At 38.8% G+C, this 19122-nt stretch carries 18 protein-coding genes and 11 tRNA genes; 26 read left to right on the forward strand and 3 right to left on the reverse strand.

What is annotated here, in order from left to right; genetic code table 11:
• Positions 1–27: 27 nt before the first annotated feature.
• The 8 genes from BTR25_RS12045 to BTR25_RS12080 all read left to right on the forward strand — a co-directional run bounded on the left by BTR25_RS12045 (position 28) and on the right by BTR25_RS12080 (position 6063).
• Positions 28–609 carry a YitT family protein gene (locus tag BTR25_RS12045; RefSeq protein ID WP_075688321.1) on the forward strand — a complete coding sequence of 194 codons (582 nt, stop codon included), beginning with the start codon at positions 28–30 and terminating at the stop codon, positions 607–609.
• Positions 610–651: 42 nt separating this feature from the next.
• Complete coding sequence (gene mug, locus BTR25_RS12050; protein ID WP_075688322.1) at positions 652–1152, forward strand: G/U mismatch-specific DNA glycosylase; 501 nt, start codon at positions 652–654, stop codon at positions 1150–1152.
• 272 nt (positions 1153–1424) lie between these two features.
• Positions 1425–2420: a DUF2515 domain-containing protein gene (locus BTR25_RS12055; RefSeq protein ID WP_483295255.1), complete on the forward strand. Its 996-nt coding sequence runs from the start codon at positions 1425–1427 to the stop codon at positions 2418–2420.
• The gene (locus tag BTR25_RS12060; RefSeq protein WP_075688324.1) at positions 2347–2811 is read left to right on the forward strand and encodes a CBO0543 family protein; all 465 of its coding nucleotides are present in this window, start codon (positions 2347–2349) and stop codon (positions 2809–2811) included. Before BTR25_RS12055 ends, BTR25_RS12060 begins: the two co-directional genes overlap by 74 nt.
• A gap of 225 nt (positions 2812–3036) precedes the next feature.
• A complete protein-coding gene (locus BTR25_RS12065) occupies positions 3037–3474 on the forward strand; it encodes a peptidylprolyl isomerase (RefSeq protein WP_075688325.1) in 438 nt (145 codons plus the stop codon).
• Between the two features lie 107 nt (positions 3475–3581).
• Positions 3582–4367 carry a divergent polysaccharide deacetylase family protein gene (locus BTR25_RS12070; protein WP_075688326.1) on the forward strand — a complete coding sequence of 262 codons (786 nt, stop codon included), beginning with the start codon at positions 3582–3584 and terminating at the stop codon, positions 4365–4367.
• An 82-nt stretch (positions 4368–4449) separates the two neighbouring features.
• On the forward strand, positions 4450–5208 hold the full coding sequence (locus tag BTR25_RS12075; RefSeq protein ID WP_075688327.1) for an exodeoxyribonuclease III: 759 nt from the start codon (positions 4450–4452) through the stop codon (positions 5206–5208).
• Positions 5209–5292: 84 nt separating this feature from the next.
• Positions 5293–6063: a class I SAM-dependent methyltransferase gene (locus BTR25_RS12080; RefSeq protein WP_075688328.1), complete on the forward strand. Its 771-nt coding sequence runs from the start codon at positions 5293–5295 to the stop codon at positions 6061–6063.
• A gap of 47 nt (positions 6064–6110) precedes the next feature.
• Here BTR25_RS12080 and BTR25_RS27575 read toward each other — a convergent pair whose 3' ends face one another.
• The gene (locus BTR25_RS27575; RefSeq protein ID WP_175596764.1) at positions 6111–6266 is read right to left on the reverse strand and encodes a hypothetical protein; all 156 of its coding nucleotides are present in this window, start codon (positions 6264–6266) and stop codon (positions 6111–6113) included.
• Between the two features lie 166 nt (positions 6267–6432).
• Here BTR25_RS27575 and BTR25_RS12085 point away from each other — a divergent pair.
• The 11 genes from BTR25_RS12085 (at position 6433) to BTR25_RS12135 (ending at position 8864) form a co-directional block, all read left to right on the forward strand.
• Positions 6433–6517 (forward strand) — tRNA-Leu (locus BTR25_RS12085).
• Between the two features lie 5 nt (positions 6518–6522).
• Positions 6523–6597, forward strand: a tRNA-Gly gene (locus tag BTR25_RS12090).
• 7 nt (positions 6598–6604) lie between these two features.
• A tRNA-Leu gene (locus BTR25_RS12095) sits at positions 6605–6693 on the forward strand.
• 24 nt (positions 6694–6717) lie between these two features.
• Positions 6718–6794, forward strand: a tRNA-Arg gene (locus BTR25_RS12100).
• A gap of 5 nt (positions 6795–6799) precedes the next feature.
• Positions 6800–6876, forward strand: a tRNA-Pro gene (locus BTR25_RS12105).
• A 17-nt stretch (positions 6877–6893) separates the two neighbouring features.
• Positions 6894–6970: transfer RNA gene (locus tag BTR25_RS12110), tRNA-Met, on the forward strand.
• 17 nt (positions 6971–6987) lie between these two features.
• Positions 6988–7080, forward strand: a tRNA-Ser gene (locus tag BTR25_RS12115).
• A gap of 31 nt (positions 7081–7111) precedes the next feature.
• Positions 7112–7196: transfer RNA gene (locus tag BTR25_RS12120), tRNA-Tyr, on the forward strand.
• Positions 7197–7203: 7 nt separating this feature from the next.
• A tRNA-Trp gene (locus BTR25_RS12125) sits at positions 7204–7277 on the forward strand.
• Positions 7278–7283: 6 nt separating this feature from the next.
• Positions 7284–7365 (forward strand) — tRNA-Leu (locus BTR25_RS12130).
• 257 nt (positions 7366–7622) lie between these two features.
• A complete protein-coding gene (locus BTR25_RS12135; RefSeq protein ID WP_075688365.1) occupies positions 7623–8864 on the forward strand; it encodes a mechanosensitive ion channel family protein in 1242 nt (413 codons plus the stop codon).
• A gap of 313 nt (positions 8865–9177) precedes the next feature.
• Here BTR25_RS12135 and BTR25_RS12140 read toward each other — a convergent pair whose 3' ends face one another.
• A complete protein-coding gene (locus BTR25_RS12140; protein ID WP_075688329.1) occupies positions 9178–9510 on the reverse strand; it encodes a hypothetical protein in 333 nt (110 codons plus the stop codon).
• Positions 9511–9906: 396 nt separating this feature from the next.
• Here BTR25_RS12140 and BTR25_RS12145 point away from each other — a divergent pair, with 396 nt between their 5' ends.
• Positions 9907–10887, forward strand: coding sequence for an NADPH:quinone reductase (locus BTR25_RS12145; protein WP_075688330.1), 981 nt, complete (start codon positions 9907–9909; stop codon positions 10885–10887).
• Between the two features lie 334 nt (positions 10888–11221).
• On the opposite strand, the gene BTR25_RS12150 is transcribed toward BTR25_RS12145, so the two are convergent.
• On the reverse strand, positions 11222–13021 hold the full coding sequence (locus BTR25_RS12150) for a GNAT family N-acetyltransferase (protein WP_083652346.1): 1800 nt from the start codon (positions 13019–13021) through the stop codon (positions 11222–11224).
• A 380-nt stretch (positions 13022–13401) separates the two neighbouring features.
• Here BTR25_RS12150 and BTR25_RS12160 point away from each other — a divergent pair, with 380 nt between their 5' ends.
• The 6 genes from BTR25_RS12160 to ppdK all read left to right on the forward strand — a co-directional run bounded on the left by BTR25_RS12160 (position 13402) and on the right by ppdK (position 19075).
• Positions 13402–13668: a DUF1450 domain-containing protein gene (locus BTR25_RS12160; RefSeq protein WP_175596765.1), complete on the forward strand. Its 267-nt coding sequence runs from the start codon at positions 13402–13404 to the stop codon at positions 13666–13668.
• 100 nt (positions 13669–13768) lie between these two features.
• A tRNA-Gly gene (locus BTR25_RS12165) sits at positions 13769–13839 on the forward strand.
• A gap of 105 nt (positions 13840–13944) precedes the next feature.
• Positions 13945–14754, forward strand: coding sequence for a bifunctional DNA-formamidopyrimidine glycosylase/DNA-(apurinic or apyrimidinic site) lyase (gene mutM, locus BTR25_RS12170; protein WP_075688331.1), 810 nt, complete (start codon positions 13945–13947; stop codon positions 14752–14754).
• A gap of 166 nt (positions 14755–14920) precedes the next feature.
• Positions 14921–15556 (forward strand): transcriptional regulator CcpN, encoded by a 636-nt coding sequence (gene ccpN, locus BTR25_RS12175; protein ID WP_075688332.1) that lies wholly within the window; start codon positions 14921–14923, stop codon positions 15554–15556.
• 18 nt (positions 15557–15574) lie between these two features.
• Entirely contained in the window at positions 15575–16402 is an 828-nt protein-coding gene (locus BTR25_RS12180) for a pyruvate, water dikinase regulatory protein (protein ID WP_254842693.1), read from the forward strand.
• 3 nt (positions 16403–16405) lie between these two features.
• Entirely contained in the window at positions 16406–19075 is a 2670-nt protein-coding gene (gene ppdK, locus BTR25_RS12185) for a pyruvate, phosphate dikinase (RefSeq protein WP_075688333.1), read from the forward strand.
• Positions 19076–19122: the final 47 nt, after the last annotated feature.

The raw sequence follows: 19122 nt of genomic DNA on the forward strand, positions 1-19122 counted from the left end.
TAGATTTTTGGACAAGGGATGAGGACATTGGTAAAAAAATTAGTCGTAATTGGATTTGGAAGTACCATGATTGGTATTGGTATAAATGGATTTATTCTTCCTTTTCACTTAATCAATGGTGGAATGTTTGGTATTAGTATTTTATTGAACTATCTTTGGGAGCTAAATATTGGAATGGTTTTTATTTTATTAAATATCCCTGTGTTCTTGCTTGCCTTAAAGGTCGAGTTTTCCTTTTTTACATACGGAGTGCTAGGGGCTTTTTGTTCTGGTTTTATGATAAATTTTCTATCTCCATTAGGCAATGTGTTTCAGTTGCCGATCATAAGCAGCGTTGTCATTGGCGGCATCATTGTGGGGATAGGTGTCGGGACCATGTTACGGCATCATATTAGTCCGGGCGGTATGGACCTGCTAGCGTTGTTATTTGCAAAATGGTCAAAGATTAATGTCGGAATCATTGCATATTTCATGGACACAATTCTCATTTTAACTAGTTTGTTAATACTACAAGAACCTAGATTCCTCTATTCGCTATTAATTGTATCAATCGTTGGTATACTTGCAACGATCATCACTTCCTATAATAGTAAAGAGATTGAGGAGTAATGCAACCTGGTGTAATATATGAGTGTATGCAAGGAGGACATTATGAAACCAGTTAATGACCATGTAAAAGAGAACCTAGATATCCTGTTTGTTGGCTTTAATCCTAGTATTCGATCCAGCGAAATGGGACATCATTTTGCTAATCCCAATAATCGATTTTGGAAGATACTATTTGAGGCAGGATTAACACCTAGGAAGTTTAATGCATCAGAAGACCATCAGCTACTAGAATTAGGAATGGGAATAACCAATATAGTCGATAGACCTACGAAAGCAGCAGATGAAATTACAAAAGATGAGTATAAAGAAGGCAAAGAAAGCTTGCGAAAAAAGATCGTTAAACTAAAGCCCAAGATTGTCTGCTTTGTAGGAAAAGGTGTTTATCAAGAGTATAGCGGGATCAAGAAGGTCGACTGGGGCAGACAACGAGAAGCGGTTGTACCTGGTACGATCGACTTTGTTGCCCCATCATCAAGCGGGTTAGTTAGAATGAAGCTTGATGAGATGGTAGAAATTTATCGTCAGTTAAAGGAAATTAGATAAATTCTGGTAAATCGTCACGTAGAGCTGACGATTTTTTTTTATAAGCATTTATCTTTTCTTTCTTGTTTTCTCATCATCTAATAAAAATATCATTCATAAACTATAATAGGTTGCAAAAATAGGAGAGGAGGTGCTTTATAATATTTTTTCAACGGAATCGAGAGAAGACATCCACAGAAATTATTAAGAACGAGTTAAGAAGAAAGTTAAAACAACAAAAAAATGTTGACAAGAAAAACTTATCAAAGGCGGAATTAAACCTTCTTAAACAAATCAGAGAAGAAACAAGCCGACTTAACGATAATAACCTAACTAGAACAATGGCGTATTTAAGAATATATCAAAAACTCCCGGAATTACACTGGKCATTTTTAGCTCATATGGTTTCTCGTAATGGYGGCTGGAATATGACAGATTTAAAAGGGGAATTTCTTTCAAGACTACTCTCAAGAAACGAGAGGGAGGCTTTCTTCTCCTTTCTAGAAAGAGCCAATTGGTTGATTTTTCAAGATGCCTATCCTCAGTTGTTACTATATGAAGAAAGCTTGAAAAGGAATAAACCACTTTTTTATTTACTTCCCTTTATGGATATTTCATGTTTTATGGARGTTGTTTGGGGGCAGTTTTGGCAAAAAAAAGATTCGGCGATCTTAACTGTAGGACTTATTATGAATGAACAAAACTATTTGGAAGAAAGAGTAATCCAAAATTCAACTTATAAGAATAAGGTAATCRATACATTTGAATTTCAGTTACAGGACTTATTATCATTTAATCAAATCTTATTCCCTTATAAGAATCAAAAACTTGCAGGTTTAACGGTTCATCAATTTCAGTCCTTAGATGAGAGGATTCTGATTGGAAAGAAGTTATATACGATCCTTTTTCAAAAAAAGGATGTGTTCAAGCAGGTGGTCAATTGGGCATCTGAAAACCCGCATACAGGCTCGAGAAAGGATTATTGGCCACATCTCTTTAACCATATCAACGAGGGGATTCCTGGATTTGCTTATCAGCTTCGCCTTGAGTCATGTAAGCTAGAGAAAGGTGCATGGAAAATATATAGCCCTGACTTACCTTCGGCTTGGAAAAATGTTCAACATCGTGAAGCAGATAAGGGTGATTGGTTGAATGATTGGAGAGTTGCTGATCAGCTGAATGAACTGTCTGATACCATAAATGGGGAGATCAAACATGAATACTGTAAAACGCTTGAAAGACTTGAACTTGCAGCCTTGGCCAAGAAAGTCATCACGATCTTGGATTAAAGAATATACTCCTGCGGTAATGCTGGCTGGTTTGGGGAGTACCGCTTTGGATTTATATCATATTGATAAAAACCTTTACATGTTTCCAAATCGGCCGTTCCCAGAGTTATTTTCGATTAATATTGTCTTTACTTTTGGTATCTTACCAATTCTTATTTTTGTTTTTCTCTATCTGATGCAACAGGTAAGCAAATGGGGGAGAGCTGGGATTATTCTGTTTCTGAGTCTAGTCATGCCTGTTGCTGAAAGATTTTTTGAATTACTAGGATATTTTGAGCATAACGATCATTGGCAGCATATAAATACCTTTTTCTGGTACCTTATTCTTTTTGCGTTTTGCTATACGATTTTTCTCTGGAACAATAAAGAATATAAAAAAGCCAAGACCTAAGTCTTGGCTTTTGTGGTGCCGTTCAACACGACATCACGTACCCCTTCCGTCCGTACAGTGGTTAAGTGTCCCGCAACAAGCGAATGTTCGGAAGGGGTAATCTTATTTTAACACAAAGATAGGAAAATTATAATCCCATAAATAAATTTAAGGTGTCAAACTTTCTTTTCATGGATGAAAAGTGTATGATAAAAAAGAATTTTTCACATAAAGGAGATGTTCAATATGGCTAAAAAAGGTTACATACAAATGCAAAATGGAGAAAAAATCGAATTCGAATTATATCCTAACGAAGCACCAGGTACTGTTGCAAACTTTGAAAAGTTAGCAAAAGAAGGTTATTATAATGGTTTGAACTTTCACCGTGTAATTCCTGGCTTTGTAAGCCAAGGAGGGTGTCCAACTGGCACTGGAACTGGCGGGCCCGGCTATACAATCAATTGTGAAACGGAAGGTAACCCTCACAAACATGTACCAGGTTCATTATCAATGGCACATGCGGGTAGAAATACTGGAGGAAGCCAATTCTTCATCGTTCATGAGCCACAGCCACATTTAAATGGTGTTCACACTGTTTTCGGTAAAGTAACTTCAGGTCTTGAGGCTGCTAAAGCTATGAGAAATGGCGATGTTATGGAGAAAGTAGAAGTATCAGACGAATAGCAGGAATTAAAGAGCCAATTTTCGTTGGCTCTTTTTTTATTGGTTTTAAAGAATGATTCTACAGCCCAAGGGTAGATTAAATTCAAAAGATAACTATGGGGGTTGCCATGAAAAAGTTTACTTTGATTTTAATACCCTTGCTGTTTTTACTTATTCAAACTTCAGCATTAGCCAATCAATCAGAACCGAAACAGTTAAAGGCATCCATTATTATTGATGACTTTGGCGGCGGTACGGGGGGAGTACGTGACTTTTTGGAAGGAGATATTCCGATAACAGCAGCTGTTATGCCATTTACGGAGAGCTCTAAGGATCATGCTGAATGGGCACATAAGAATGGGTTTGAGGTCATTGTCCATTTACCGATGCAGCCTAAGAAGGGAAAAGCTTCATGGCTAGGGCCAAAACCTATAACCGTGGACCTTTCACATAAGCAAGTAAAACAAAGGGTGGAGGAAGCGTTAAAAAGTGTTCCCTATGCAGTAGGGATGAATAATCATATGGGTTCACTTGCAGTAGAAGATGAGGACGTTGTCAGAGCGATTGTTGAAGTAGCAAAGGAAAGAAAATTGTATCTTATCGATAGTGGAACAAGTCCCAAATCTAAATTTCCCCAAATTGCAAAGGAACTAGGAGTACCTCTATTAAGGCGAGATGTATTTCTTGATGATATCTCTTCCTCATCGCATGTCAGAAAACAAATGGTTAAACTAGCGAAAATAACAGAAATAAATGGAAAAGGAATCGCAATCGGGCATGTCGGAGTGACTGGTAAAGTCTGTTCTGTTGGGATTTTTCAATCCATGGAGGAATTTAAGAAAAGAAACATAAAAATCGTTCCTGCTTCTGAATTATTTGCAGAGAAGTTAACTGAAAAGTATTTTGTTCCATAAAAACAAGGCGACGGCATGTCGCCTTGTTTTATGCTAAAATAACCTCTAAAAGTAAGAATCGCAACTAGGGAGAGGATTCAAAATGAAATTAGTATCATGGAATGTAAATGGCTTAAGGGCCTGTGTAAATAAAGGATTTTTAGATTATTTTCATGAGGTAAATGCAGATATCTTTTGTGTTCAAGAAACAAAATTACAAGAAGGACAAATAAAGCTGGAATTAGATGGTTATCATCAATATTGGAACTATGCGCAAAAAAAGGGATATTCAGGGACGGCTGTGTTTACTAAAGTTGAACCAATCTCTGTTGGTTATGGCGTAGGTGAAGATGTTTCTGAGAACGAAGGAAGAATACTGACTTTGGAGTTTGAAAACTACTTCTTGGTAAATGTATATACGCCAAACTCCCAGCGTGATCTGGCAAGATTATCTTATCGTTTAGATTGGGAAGACCGTATTATGGCTCATCTTAAAGCGTTGAATGAAAAAAAGCCTGTTGTTTTTTGTGGTGATTTAAATGTGGCACATCATGAGATTGATTTACGCAATCCTAAATCCAATATGGGTAATTCAGGTTTCACGGAAGAGGAACGGGGGAAAATGAGAACATTATTAAACGATGGTTTTATTGATAGCTATCGTCATTTTTACCCTGAAAAAGAAGGTTCCTACACTTGGTGGAGCTATATGCGTAATGTTCGGGAGCGAAATATTGGATGGCGGATTGATTATTTTATAGTTTCAGAAAGACTGAAAGATCAATTAGTAACAGCGGATATTCATTGCGATATCATGGGAAGTGATCATTGCCCAGTGCTCCTAGAATTAAGTGTTCAATAACTTTTCCTTATCAAAGCTTATAATAAATTGGTAATTTCCATTATTTCACTTTTATTATAAAGTAAGTAAAGAGGTGATGGAAAGATGGATATTAAACGTGATGTTCAAAATCAGTTTGGGAAAAGCGCGTCTGCCTATGTTTCTAGTACTATTCATAAAGATGGCAAAGACTTGGCTCAGATGGTTAAAATGGCCTCAATAAACGGAACGGAAACCTTACTGGATATTGCGACCGGAGGAGGTCACACGGCAAATGCATTTGCACCATTAGTTTCAAAGGTTGCTGCCATTGACCTTACTCCAGAGATGCTGGCAGCGGCTGAAAGATTTATTAAAGGAAATGGTCATGAGAATGTTAGCTTTATAAAAGCTGATGCGGAAAAACTTCCTTTTGATAATGAATCTTATGATATGGTAACCTGCCGGATCGCACCACATCATTTTCCTAATGTGGATAGGTTCGTTAGTGAGGTTTATCGCGTACTGAAAGCAAATGGTCAGTTTTTACTTGATGATAATGTGGTTCCAGAAGACGATGAATTTGATCAATTTTATAATCAAATTGAAAAAATACGTGATTATAGCCATTTTCGTGCTTGGAAGAAGACAGAGTGGATACAGATGCTTGAAAGAGAAGGATTTGAACTCATTGAAACACATCGGTTTGCAAAAACCTTTCGATTCGTGCCTTGGTGTAATCGAATGAATCTTCCAACTGAAGAAAAAGAAAAGCTGACCAAGTTTATCCTGAACTCAACCCAAAGAATAAAGGATAAATTCAGAGTGATGGTTGAAGATGGACAAATCGTTACCTTTCAAGGTGAAGCGATTATTTTAAAGGCAGTGAAATTGTAAAGAAACCTAAGCATGAAAGAGATGACTCTCTTTTATGCTTAGGTTTCTCAATCGTCAAATAGGCTATGAAGACCGTTTAGCGCGGTGCCACTAACATCAAACTCAGGAGAATTTTGATTGCTGCTAGAGTTTTCTAACTGATTTTTTTCATCTTGATTTATGATTGTTAGGTATTCCTCTTTCTTTTGCGAATGTAGACTCAAGGGATCATCATCTCCTTTTAACCTAAAATATCGTGTTTATATTTTCTCCTGTATTACCAAAAAAATACATTGAAATTAGCTGTTGCTTTCTGTAGAAAAAAGATGTATTATAAATCTTGTCGCTGCTAAGGCAGTAACGAAATATAGCAATCTATCAGTAATATATGCGGGTGTGGCGGAATTGGCAGACGCACCAGACTTAGGATCTGGCGCCGCAAGGCGTGGGGGTTCGACTCCCTTCACCCGCACCATATACGCGGAAGTAGTTCAGTGGTAGAACACCACCTTGCCAAGGTGGGGGTCGCGGGTTCGAATCCCGTCTTCCGCTCCAGAGAGTTGCCGGGGTGGCGGAACTGGCAGACGCACAGGACTTAAAATCCTGCGGTAGGTGACTACCGTACCGGTTCGATTCCGGTCCTCGGCACCATTTAATAATTTTATTTTAGTATTTGCGCCCGTAGCTCAATTGGATAGAGCGTCTGACTACGGATCAGAAGGTTATGGGTTCGACTCCTTTCGGGCGCGCCATATTTCGGGAAGTAGCTCAGCTTGGTAGAGCACTTGGTTTGGGACCAAGGGGTCGCAGGTTCGAATCCTGTCTTCCCGACCATTAGAATTCATATATTTGGCGGTGTAGCTCAGCTGGCTAGAGCGTTCGGTTCATACCCGAAAGGTCGGGGGTTCGACTCCCTTCGCCGCTACCAATTACTCACTTTTATCTGGAGGAATACCCAAGTCTGGCTGAAGGGATCGGTCTTGAAAACCGACAGGCGGGTCAAACCGCGCGGGGGTTCGAATCCCTCTTCCTCCTCCATAAATAATATAATAATTCAATTCTCCAATGTGGAGGGGTAGCGAAGTGGCTAAACGCGGCGGACTGTAAATCCGCTCCCTCAGGGTTCGGCGGTTCGAATCCGTCCCCCTCCACCATTTACATAGGGGTATAGTTTAAAGGTAGAACGAAGGTCTCCAAAACCTTTGGTGTGGGTTCAATTCCTACTACCCCTGCCAGATTATGCCGGTGTGGCGGAATTGGCAGACGCGCACGACTCAAAATCGTGTTCCGCAAGGAGTGTCGGTTCGACCCCGACCACCGGTACTTACATATAACTTTAGTACATATAAAAACCAATGCCGAAGATATTCAGTGTATTGGTTTTTTGTTTTGTAGTTAACTCTTTATTATCATTTTAACAAACTCCTATTTGACTTCTGGGTCTTCTTAAGATACATGAATGTATGGAATAGGTGGAAAACTGAGGGGAATATGTTTGGAATATGGATTATGGAGAAAAGCAGCTTTTATATAACATTGACAAAGTAACTAGGGATGATGACAAACAGGGAGGGAAAATGATGGAACTCATTCACAAACAACTTCTTGGATATGGTTTTGATCCAGTCTTAACGGATTATCTTTCTGTGATTATTATGATTCTTTTCATTGGTATCATTTGTATCATTGCTAATTTTATTACGAAAAAGTTGGTACTGAGAGTCATTACTCATATCATTACTAACAATAAATACACGTGGGATAATGTCCTTTTAGAAAGGAAGGTTTTTCACAGATTATCTCACATTGTACCGGCGATTATTATTTATTTCTTTGCTCCAACCTTTCCGAACTACCAACATCTGATCGAAAAAGCTTCGATTATATATCTAATCATTGCTGGGTTAATGGTGTTTAATAGCTTTTTAAAAGCCTTTAATGATATTTATTTAACCTTCGATATTTCAAAGACTAAGCCAATTAAGGGATATATCCAGGTTGCTCAAATTATTTTTATTACATTAGGAGCTATTGTAGTTATCGCCATCCTGATGGGGGAGAGTCCGTTTATTCTCCTCAGCGGAATTGGTGCACTATCAGCTGTACTGCTATTAGTGTTTAAAGATTCGCTGTTAGGACTTGTAGCTGGTATTCAGTTAGCGGCCAATGATATGGTGCGTGTGGGGGACTGGATTGAAATGCCTAAATATGAAGCGGATGGAGATATTATTGATATCTCATTGAATACCGTAAAAGTTCAGAACTTTGATAAAACGATAACGATGATTCCAAGTTATGCGCTTATTTCTGACTCCTTTAAAAACTGGAGAGGGATGCAGTCTGCTGGTGGTCGAAGAATTAAGCGGTCTATATTTATGGACACCAATAGTATCAAGTTTTGTAGCGAAGAGATGATAGAGAAATTCAAAACGATTCATTATCTTTCTGACTATATCACGACTAAGGAGAGTGAAATTGCCGAATACAATGCTATGAATGGAATTGATCGACAAACCCGCGTGAATGGCCGGGCTCTTACTAATATCGGTGTGTTCAGAATGTATATCAATCAATACCTTCAACATCACCCGGGAATCAGTAAGGAAATGACCTTGCTTGTAAGACAGCTGGCACCGACAGAAAATGGAATGCCGCTAGAAATTTATGCATTCACCAATAATACTAGCTGGGATATATATGAAACGATACAATCCGATATTTTTGACCATCTATTTGCAGTAGCACCAGAATTTGGACTGCATATCTTCCAAAACCCTTCTGGCAACGACTTTAAAAATATGATTGAAGTAAATAGAGGGTAATACACGGGGACGGTTCTCATGATTCCTTCGTTTAGCGAAACGAAGGAATCATGAGAACCGTCCCCTTGCTTACCTTTGCTTTATCCTGGTTTAGCTGAATTTTTCGGAAAAAATGTTGGCAGGAACTTTTAAAATAGCATGTGCGAAGGATCTTGATTATCATAAATAATTAACAGCAAAGCACAAAGAATACTCCCGACACGTTATCGGCAGCACTCTTTTTTCTGCAGAGGGCGGCTGCAGAGCGAATATATATAAAACTCATAAATTATATAAGTTTCTACATATTGTATTTAATTTTGGTTGTTGATGGTTAAATGCTTATCCCTCCTCTCTTCATTAAAGTTGTTGCATTCTGATCACCTGGACCAATGAATTGTAATGCGGCAGGAGAACATTCCCTAACCTTTCTCTTCGTTTCCTCGATTTGTATTCGAATCTGACTAGCGACTCTATTACCTTCTTTGGCGTTAAATCGGCATTGGATCGTTAGTTTTTCAATCTCTTTCTTCACTTGTTCGGTCATTTTCAACAACGTCATGATCTTTACCTTAGGGCGACTCTTTCGGACGGGATCCTTTGTTTTTTCACCATTGGCTTGTTGGGTTTGTGCAGGAACCTTTCGATGCTGCTTAGGAAATATCATACTCTCAACACTACCTTTCTGAAAAAATCTAGGGTTTTTCCCTGTAGTAGGTGATATTCCAGATATAGTCCCAAAATCCTCTGACAAAGTGGTCGTTTTTCATCGTCAAATTCTATTGAAATCTCTGTTATATCTATTTTTCCTGAGTGTATAGGAGAAATTCTATTATCGAAATTGGAAGTTTGCTGGGTTAACTTGGAGAAATAATTTTATCTTATTAACTGCTGATTCCTTCTTATTTTAAAAAAAGATTTATAATCTATCTTTATTGATTATAAATCTATCCTATTCAAACGAACGGAATACACCGCATAGAGATAATTTTAAGAGAATTTCCAGTTTATTTTTCTAAATTAGACATATAACATTTATAATTGGTAGAAAGGGGGTATTTACATGAAAGCAATTCGTATTGATCAATTTGGAGATCCAAGTGTTTTGAATTATACCGAAATTGGAGAACCGATTCCTGGTTCTAACGAAGTTCGTGTACGGCTTTATGCAGCAGGTGTCAATCCTAATGATGCTTATGTTCGGACTGGAACTTATTCCTTTTATATTCCTACTTTACCCTATACACCTGGATTTGATGGGGCGGGTATTGTAGAGGTAATTGGCGAGGGAGTTGAGCATCTTAAAACTGGAGACAGGGTTTTTGTAGCTGCATTACTTGCGAAGAGGAATACTGGGACGTATTCACAAAAAGTAGTTTGTGACGCAGACGCTGTCCATTTATTGCCAAAGTCCGTTACATACGAGCAGGGGGCAGGGCTAGGTATTCCAGCGCTCGCTGCCTACCGAGCTCTTTTTCATCGAGCAAAGATTAAAGCAGGGGAGACCGTGTTGATTCATGGAGCCAGCGGCGGTGTTGGGTTGTTGGCCGTTCAACTAGCGGCAGGGATTGGTGCTACAGTTATCGGAACTGCCAGTACAAAGGAGGGAAAAGCTTTAGTGGAAGCAGCGGGAGCTACCTACGTACTCAATCATATTAAAGAAAATTCCTTTAATGAGATTCTTTATTTGACCAACGGTATGGGTCCAGATGTCATTATCGAGTCATTGGCCAATGAAAATTTGGAAACTGATTTGAAAATTATTGCCCCATTTGGACGTATTGTTATTGTTGGCAATCGTGGCAGCATCGAGGTAAATCCAAGATTGGCAATGATAAAAGAAGCGGACATCCTCGGGATGGCACTTTGGAATGCGCCAGCTCATGAGTATAAGGAGAGCTTAGAGGGGGTTGCATCCTTTTTGAAAGCTGGCATGTTAAAACCCATAGTTGGAGATGAACTGCCCCTAAGTGATGCTGAAAAAGCACATGAGCAAATATTGAGTAAAAAAGCAAAGGGAAAAATGGTTCTATCGATCGAATAGAGGAAAGCTAAAAAGGATTTTACAGAGTATTTTAAAACTACTTCTAAGAGTTATTACTTCTCTGCTTTTGTACCTAAAGGGTGCCGTCACTTGTCGAATGCAATAAGTTTCGAGCGGTGACAGGCCACTTTACCAATGGACGTATTTACCTGTAGATGGGGTTAATGTAGTCTACTGCATATCCGTGATCCGGGTCTGGATTGAATTCCACCAGGCCTTTAATTCCTTCTACCGTACGATCCCATTTGTAATTTAGCATGCGGGGCAATGGTATATTTACCCTCCCCAACAGAACGAACCATCCCGCCGCGATAACGTCTTAACTAAAGTGATGCTAATTCCCAAGATTTTTACGCCCTTTTTTTAATTTTGTTACTAGACTCGTGATTGATTTATCATACATAGAGACCTTGAGAAGGACAGATGATTTATTATCTAAATAAGGCAAAACTGAATTTTCTACCTCGGCTGCATCATTACAGGTGTGAATGACCCCATTCATTCCATGCATTCTGGCGCCGGTTGCAATTTCTTTTGCTAATTCACCATATGTGATTAGGACATCTATGTTATTTTCAGCGATTAGTTTTCCAACACTTTGGTGTATTTCCACCTCTTTATCTCCCAACAGCGACATTTCACCTAATAGAGCTACTTTTCGACGTTTACTTCCGATGTTATTCCATGCTTCAATCGCAACTTCTAATGATGTTGGGTTTGAACTCCAGGTATCATCTATAATCATTGAACCGTTGAAGCTTTCAAAAACTTCTAAATGAGATTGGATATTATGAAAGGTTGAGAGTCTTTTGGCTGCTTCCGTTATGGATACTCCGATTTGATAAACAGCAGCAATTGCACCCAATGCATTATATACCTGATGTCTGCCAAATTCATTTATTGTTACAGGAACCCTCAGTTCTTGAAACTGAACGACAAATTGCATTCCCTCGTTGGTATATTGGATATCGGTGGCAACGAAATCTGCCTGATTTTCTATACCAAAATAGATGAGTTTTCCTTTGTAATCTTTAAGTGGTATTTTTTTGATGCGATCATCATCACTATTTAAAATAAGAGTCCCTTCATAATTCAATCCCCTAACAATTTCACCTTTTGATTGAATATAATTATCAAGAGTCTTGCAATATAATAAGTGATCCACTCCAATATTTGTAATCATTCCAATCGTAGGGCGGAAAAAGCGGCAGGTTTCTGCTAGTAGGCCAGGTCCGCTTACTGGAGTTTCAAACACGGCGACGTCAGTTCTCTCAGTTATTCCTACTAAGTATTCTAAATGCGAGAGAGTAGTATTATTGCTTAAATAGGTGGCTTGAACGTTCATCCGTGAACTTAAGATATGTTTAATCATTTCCTTAGTCGTCGTTTTGCCACATGTGCCAGTTATGGCAAAAAGCGGAATATTCCATAAACTACGATAATAGTCTATAAATTTCCAGTAGGATGACCACATATCTCTCACCTTAATATAGGTGAGATGAGGCAGAAAGTTCTCAACCATGGAACCTTCTTGATAAACGACGATACAATTTTCAAACCGATTTAATCTTCTTGCAATCCGAATGTCAGCGAGGTAATAAAGAAATACTAATGTGTTGGGTTTTTTAACAAAGACAGGGCGGTTAACCACATCGAAAAATTCTGCATACCGATCTCCTGAAACAATGACGCCATCAATAATTTTAGCTATTTTTTCCGCATTGCTAATTGCTCTCCTATTAAATTTATATAATTTTTTCACAACACAAGTCACTCTTTCATTATATTGATAGGAAACTTTAAAACCATTCCTAATAAATCCTTTCAATGACATAGGCAGACAGTACCCGATTGCCTCCGAAGCACCTAGCGCAATAGCTTGCTTTAAAGCTGTTTTTAAAAGTTGGTCAAATATACCCTTACCTCTGTATTCTTCTAGGACGAATGCGCTCTTTAAAAGGGCGATCTTACCAACTGTCTCTATCCCAATAATTCCAGCGATTTTTTTTCCTGTTTTGGCTGCAAGCCATGAAGTTGTTTGTTCGACCCGATAGTAATCCATCCCAGCACTTTTTAAATGAGACGAGAAAAAGGAGATTTCACTAAACGGGACATTGACAATTTTAATATCCAAGAACTTTCCTCCTTTTATTTGATTAGTTTGTCCATTTATAATATGAGTGGTGGAGGGGCTTAGCAACGGTATTTGTCCAAAAAATTGTGCATTTTACTTATAAATATCATGGTATAAATTTTAGTAACGGATTTGTTGTTTAATGGTTGTAGGGATTATTTATTCACAGTGATATTAGCAATAACCCGAGTAGTCTTGTATGATATACTTTTAGAAAATGGCTTAAGGAGGGAATTAGTTGAGTATTCGTTTCGTTTCACAGTGGCACAAACTAAACTAATAAGAGAAAACCCAATAAAGCGAACAAACAGATGATTGGAAGCATGCTCTATTGTTTAGGTATAATGTAGGGGAATATATCAACAATGAAGGATGTTTAAATGGTGAAATCTATTACCAAGTTTTTTTCAAGAAATAAAACAACCAAAATTGATGTTTGTGAGAAAAATCTAGATCGTTTTTTAACGGATGAGCTTGCATCTGATTATTCTGCCTTTCTAAATAAAAAAAATATTCAATTCAAAGAATATGATTGTCAGAGTAAATGTAAAGAATGTCAGCAATCTCCCTATGCTATTGTTAACGGTAAATTTATTGCTGCAGAAACATCAGGGGCTTTATTGGAAAAACTTAAAAATCTAGAATGAGAAAATGATTTATGTGCATGAAACAATCTTTACGTTTTCAATATATTGAGCGGTATAATATTTATTGTCTTGTTGATAGTGATTTTAAGACATGAGCAATGCGGGTGTAGTTTACTGGTAAAACCTCAGCCTTCCAAGCTGATGTAGTGGGTTCGATTCCCATCACCCGCTTACGAATGTATGTAAACCGAACTTTCTGAGTTCGGTTTTTTTGCGTTTTTCTCGGTATTCTAGGAAATGATATGGAAAAAGCGATTTTAAGGGAGGAAGCAGTAGATGCCTGAACTTCCGGAAATGGAGAATTACAGGGGACTATTGAACCAAAGGATAGCCAATCAAGTCATCACAGATGTAGAGATCAATCGTGAGAAATCCATTAATGTTCACCCGGATTTATTTATTCGCACCGTAGAAAATCAAAAGGTCGTGGCTGTGAATCGAAGAGCTAAGCATTTGCTTTTTCACCTACAAAACGGTCAAGTCCTATTGCTGCATTTAATGCTCGGCGGTTGGATGTATTTTGGCAGTGAAGAAGATAAACCAAAGCGGACCATTCAGGTGCGTTTATCATTTGGAGATCAACATCTTTATTTTATTGGGCTTCGCTTAGGATATCTTCATTTATATAATGAAAAGGATGTTCAGCAAGAGCTATCGGATCTTGGGCCTGAGCCTCTTGAGCAGGATTTTACACTTCAAAAGTTCTTAGATTTACTAGGGAACAGAAGGGGAAGGATAAAAACAAAACTGCTTGATCAGAAATTTATCGCAGGTATTGGCAATTGTTATTCGGATGAGATCTGTTTCCAAGCAGGGCTCCTTCCAAAAAAGGAAATAGAAGAGATTAGTAAAACTGAGCGTACTATCCTCTATCAATCGGTGCAGCAGGCTCTGCAAAGTGCGCTTAAGCACGGAGGATACATGGATAATCCTTTTTATAATGGGGATACATTAACCGGTGGATATAATAAGCTCTGCCTAGTGTATGATCGTGAAGGAGAAAATTGTCATAGATGTGGAGCGACAATTGTGAAAGAGACTATTTCTTCACGAAAAACCTTCTTCTGTCCTAATTGTCAAAAATAATAAGAGTTCCGTCACACGATGGAATTCTTTTTTGTTTTCTAATTAGACAAAAATAAGTAAAATTAATTGTTTCGCATTTCACTCAAATGTAATATACTAAATAAAAATAAGTATAGCACATTTAAAATTTTTGCGAAAAATAGTACATAATTATGATATAAATGGGGTGAATGTGATTAAGTTATCAAAGCGTCAGGCTGAGATTCTTCAAATAGTTAAAGAAGGCGGGCCGATAACAGGGCAGCAAATCGCTGAGAAGCTTTCCTTAACCAGGGCTGCATTAAGACCAGATTTAGCGATTTTAACGATGGCTGGGAATTTAGATGCCAGGCCAAGGGTGGGCTATTTTTTTAATCATAACTATGAAACCAAGATGAAAGCTGAAAGGTTCCTCCACCAAAAGGTAAAGGATTACAAAGCACATCCGATTGTTGTTGAGAAATCTACTTCAGTTTATGATGCAATCGTTCAATTATTCTTAGAGGATGTGGGGACACTTTACGCCGTAGATGAGCACTATCACTTAGCTGGGGTTATATCGAGAAAGGATTTATTAAGAACAGCGATTGGTAATCAAGATCTCCAAGAATTACCAGTAAATGTAATTATGACAAGAATGCCAAATGTAATTACGATTTACCCAGACGAAACCTTACTTGAGGCAGCGAAAAAGATGATCAATAATCACATTGATTCGTTACCAGTGGTGAAAGAAATTAACAAAGAAAGCCATACATATATGATTGTTGGCCGAATTACGAAAACAACGATAACAAAAGCATATATAGAGATCATGGATTAAAAGTCAATTTAAGGGAGAGTGGCAGCCATTTTAGAAGTAAAAGAAGTTGTCTATGTGGTTTCTGATTCAGTTGGGGAAACGGCTGAATTCGTTGTAAAAGCAGTGGCTACACAATTTAATGGTGGGAATGTAGAGATTCGCCGTAATTCGTATGTGGAAGACTTTGAGGATATTGAAGATGTGATCATCTTAGCAAAAGAAGGAAAATCGATTATTGCCTATACGATTGTCATACCCGAATTAAAGAATTACCTAGACCAGAGGGCCCAGGAAGAAAACATAAGTGCGATCGATTTGTTAACTCCCTTGATGAATGCATTCTCGACAAGTTTTAACAAACAGCCACATCATCGGCCAGGCTTAATGAGAAAGCTAGATGAAGAGTATTTTAGAAAAATAGAAGCAATCGAGTTTGCCGTTAAATATGATGACGGCCGCGACCCTAGAGGGGTCTTAAAGGCGGATATTGTTTTAATCGGTGTCTCCAGAACATCTAAAACGCCCTTATCCATGTACTTGGCACATAAACGGTTTAAGGTAGCGAACGTACCATTAGTTCCGGAGGTGCCAGCACCGGAGGAGCTATTTCAGATACCGAGAAAGAATTGTATTGGCTTAATTATTTCACCAAATAAACTAAATGAAATCCGCACAGAACGTCTGAAAGCATTAGGATTAGGCTCAAAAGCAAACTATGCAAGCTTCGAACGTATTCTTGAGGAGCTAGATTATGCAGAAAAGATTATGAAGCGCGTCGGTTGTCCGATCATCAACGTCTCAAATAAAGCAATAGAAGAGACAGCGGGCTTAATTTTAGAGGTGTTAAAAAAAGAGAGGAGCTTTTAACCAATGGAGAAATTCGTTTATTTATTTCATGAAGGTAATGGCAATATGAAGGAGCTGCTTGGAGGAAAAGGGGCAAACTTAGCAGAGATGACGCGGATTGGATTGCCAGTTCCATATGGATTCACGATTTCAACGCATGCTTGTAACACCTATTATGAAGCGGGAAAGACAATCACCTCTCTTGTTGAAAGTGAAGTATTAGGTGCACTCAGCCATTTAGAGGAGAAAATGGGAAAAAAGCTGGGAGATCCGGTTGATCCATTGCTTGTTTCCGTTCGTTCAGGATCTGTGTTTTCTATGCCAGGGATGATGGATACCATCTTAAACCTTGGAATGAATGATGATACCGTTGTAGGTTTAGGAGCACATACGAATAATCACAGGTTTGCCTATGATTCTTACCGTCGTTTTATCCAAATGTTTAGTAATGTTGTTCTTGATATTAATATATATTATTTTGAACAATTATTAGAGGAAACTCGAGAAGAAAAAGGCTATACAACCGATCCCGAAATGACGGCGGAAGATTGGAAAGAAGTCATTGAAGGCTATAAAGGGATTGTAAAGAAGCATACAAGAAAGGCATTTCCACAGGATCCGAAAGAACAGCTTTTCTTAGCGATCAATGCCGTTTTTAATTCATGGAATAACCAGCGTGCAATTGTTTACCGCCGATTAAATAAAATTCCCGATCATCTAGGGACCGCTGTCAATATCCAAAGTATGGTGTTTGGGAATATGGGGAATGACTCAGGAACCGGTGTTGCTTTTACTCGTAACCCTTCAACTGGAGAACATATCCTATATGGCGAATACTTAATCAATGCTCAGGGTGAGGATGTTGTTGCAGGTATTCGGACTCCGCAGCCCATCCATACTTTAAAAGATGAGATGCCGGTTGTATACAAGCAATTTGCCGAGACCTGTAAGCGATTAGAGAAGCATTATCAGGAAATGCAAGATATTGAGTTTACTGTAGAACGAGGAAAACTATTTATCCTTCAAACCCGCAATGGAAAAAGAACAGCCCAAGCAGCGATTCGGATTGCGGTGGAAATGGTTGAAGAAGGAATTATTGATAAAAAGACCGCGTTGCTGCGTGTAGATCCAGACCAATTAAATCAACTGTTGCACCGTCGAATTGATGACAAATATGAACGCACACTCCTTGCAAAAGGGCTGCCTGCTTCTCCCGGTGCGGCCACAGGTCAAGTCGTATTCGATGCAGACGAAGCAGAACAATTAAATAATGAAGGAAAAAAAGTGATACTAGTCCGTCCTGAAACTACGCCAGATGATATCCATGGAATTGTTGCTGCGCAAGCCATTGTTACAAGCAGGGGTGGAATGACCAGTCACGCAGCGGTGGTCGCGCGCGGAATGGGTAAAGCTTGTATATGCGGGTGTGAACCGTTAAAAATCGATGTAAAAGCAAAACAATTTACGGTAGGAGAGACACTAGTTAAATATGGTGATGTGATTACCATTGATGGATCTACAGGTGAAATTATGTTAGGTGAGATCCCGATGATTGAACCAGAGTTATCAGACGAATTTCAGCTATTACTTGCGTGGGCAGACCAAGAGCGTAAAATGGGTGTCCGTGCTAATGCAGATAACCCTGAAGATGCCAGGAAGGCCTTTGAATTTGGTGCAGGTGGGATCGGGTTGTGCCGGACTGAACATATGTTTATGGATTTGAAGCGGATACCAACTGTCCAAAAAATGATTTTAGCAGAATCCTATAGTGAACGGAAAGAAGCGCTTGATCAACTGCTACCAATGCAGCAACAAGACTTTGAAGGCATTTTTGAAGAGATGAAGGGGTACCCAGTCACGATTCGATTATTAGACCCGCCTTTGCATGAATTTCTGCCGGATAAAGAAGAGTTGTTAGTAGAAGTAACGAAATTACAAATTTTAAACCCAGCATCACCGGAGTTGAAGGTGAAAGAACTGCTGCTTAAGAAAGTACGCCAGTTGGATGAGTACAATCCAATGCTTGGCCACCGCGGCTGCCGTTTAGGGATGATTCACCCTGAAATTTACGAAATGCAGGCAAAGGCCATATTTTATGCAGCTGCAAAGCTTTCTGATAAGGGGATTGAGGTTCAGCCAGAAATTATGATACCGCTCGTAGGCCACGTAAATGAGTTAAAGCAAATGCGTCAATTGGTTATTGATGCTGCCGAGAAAGTTCAGGAAGAGACAGGTAAGGAGTTTCACTATACCATTGGGACCATGATTGAAATACCACGTGCGGCATTAACGGCAGATCAAATCGCCGAAGAAGCTGATTTCTTCTCCTTTGGGACCAATGACTTAACCCAAACCACTTTTGGCTATAGCCGTGATGATGCAGAAGGTAAGTTTCTTCAAGCATATATCGAAAATAAAGTATTACCTGAAAACCCGTTTGCAGTACTTGACCAAGAAGGTGTTGGGAAGCTGGTAGAACAAGGAGTTCGTCTTGGCCGCGGAACAAAGCCGGACTTAAAAACAGGTATATGCGGCGAGCACGGCGGAGAGAAAACCTCCATTGATTTCTGTTACAAAACAGGGTTAGATTATGTCAGCTGCTCACCTTATCGAGTACCACTTGCTAGGTTAGCAGCGGCACAGGCTACGATACGCCATGAGTCTAATAAAAAGGAAATGTATACGACAGCTTAAAAGTAAGGAGAGGATAGTACGTTTGTACTTTCCTCTATTTTTTTTGG

Origin of the sequence: Bacillus sp. MRMR6, assembly GCF_001940785.1 — a bacterium.
Taxonomy (GTDB): Bacteria; Bacillota; Bacilli; order Bacillales; family Cytobacillaceae; genus Neobacillus.

Bases quoted from the DNA above. Each gene is read 5' to 3' on its own strand.
- mug (WP_075688322.1), top strand. From the start codon at position 652: ATGAAACCAGTTAATGACCATGTAAAAGAGAACCTAGATATCCTGTTT.
- BTR25_RS12060 (WP_075688324.1), top strand. From the start codon at position 2,347: ATGAATACTGTAAAACGCTTGAAAGACTTGAACTTGCAGCCTTGGCCA.
- BTR25_RS12065 (WP_075688325.1), top strand. From the start codon at position 3,037: ATGGCTAAAAAAGGTTACATACAAATGCAAAATGGAGAAAAAATCGAA.
- BTR25_RS12070 (WP_075688326.1), top strand. From the start codon at position 3,582: ATGAAAAAGTTTACTTTGATTTTAATACCCTTGCTGTTTTTACTTATT.
- BTR25_RS12075 (WP_075688327.1), top strand. From the start codon at position 4,450: ATGAAATTAGTATCATGGAATGTAAATGGCTTAAGGGCCTGTGTAAAT.
- BTR25_RS12080 (WP_075688328.1), top strand. From the start codon at position 5,293: ATGGATATTAAACGTGATGTTCAAAATCAGTTTGGGAAAAGCGCGTCT.
- BTR25_RS12135 (WP_075688365.1), top strand. From the start codon at position 7,623: ATGGAACTCATTCACAAACAACTTCTTGGATATGGTTTTGATCCAGTC.
- BTR25_RS12140 (WP_075688329.1), bottom strand. From the start codon at position 9,510: ATGATATTTCCTAAGCAGCATCGAAAGGTTCCTGCACAAACCCAACAA.
- BTR25_RS12145 (WP_075688330.1), top strand. From the start codon at position 9,907: ATGAAAGCAATTCGTATTGATCAATTTGGAGATCCAAGTGTTTTGAAT.
- BTR25_RS12160 (WP_175596765.1), top strand. From the start codon at position 13,402: ATGGTGAAATCTATTACCAAGTTTTTTTCAAGAAATAAAACAACCAAA.
- mutM (WP_075688331.1), top strand. From the start codon at position 13,945: ATGCCTGAACTTCCGGAAATGGAGAATTACAGGGGACTATTGAACCAA.
- ppdK (WP_075688333.1), top strand. From the start codon at position 16,406: ATGGAGAAATTCGTTTATTTATTTCATGAAGGTAATGGCAATATGAAG.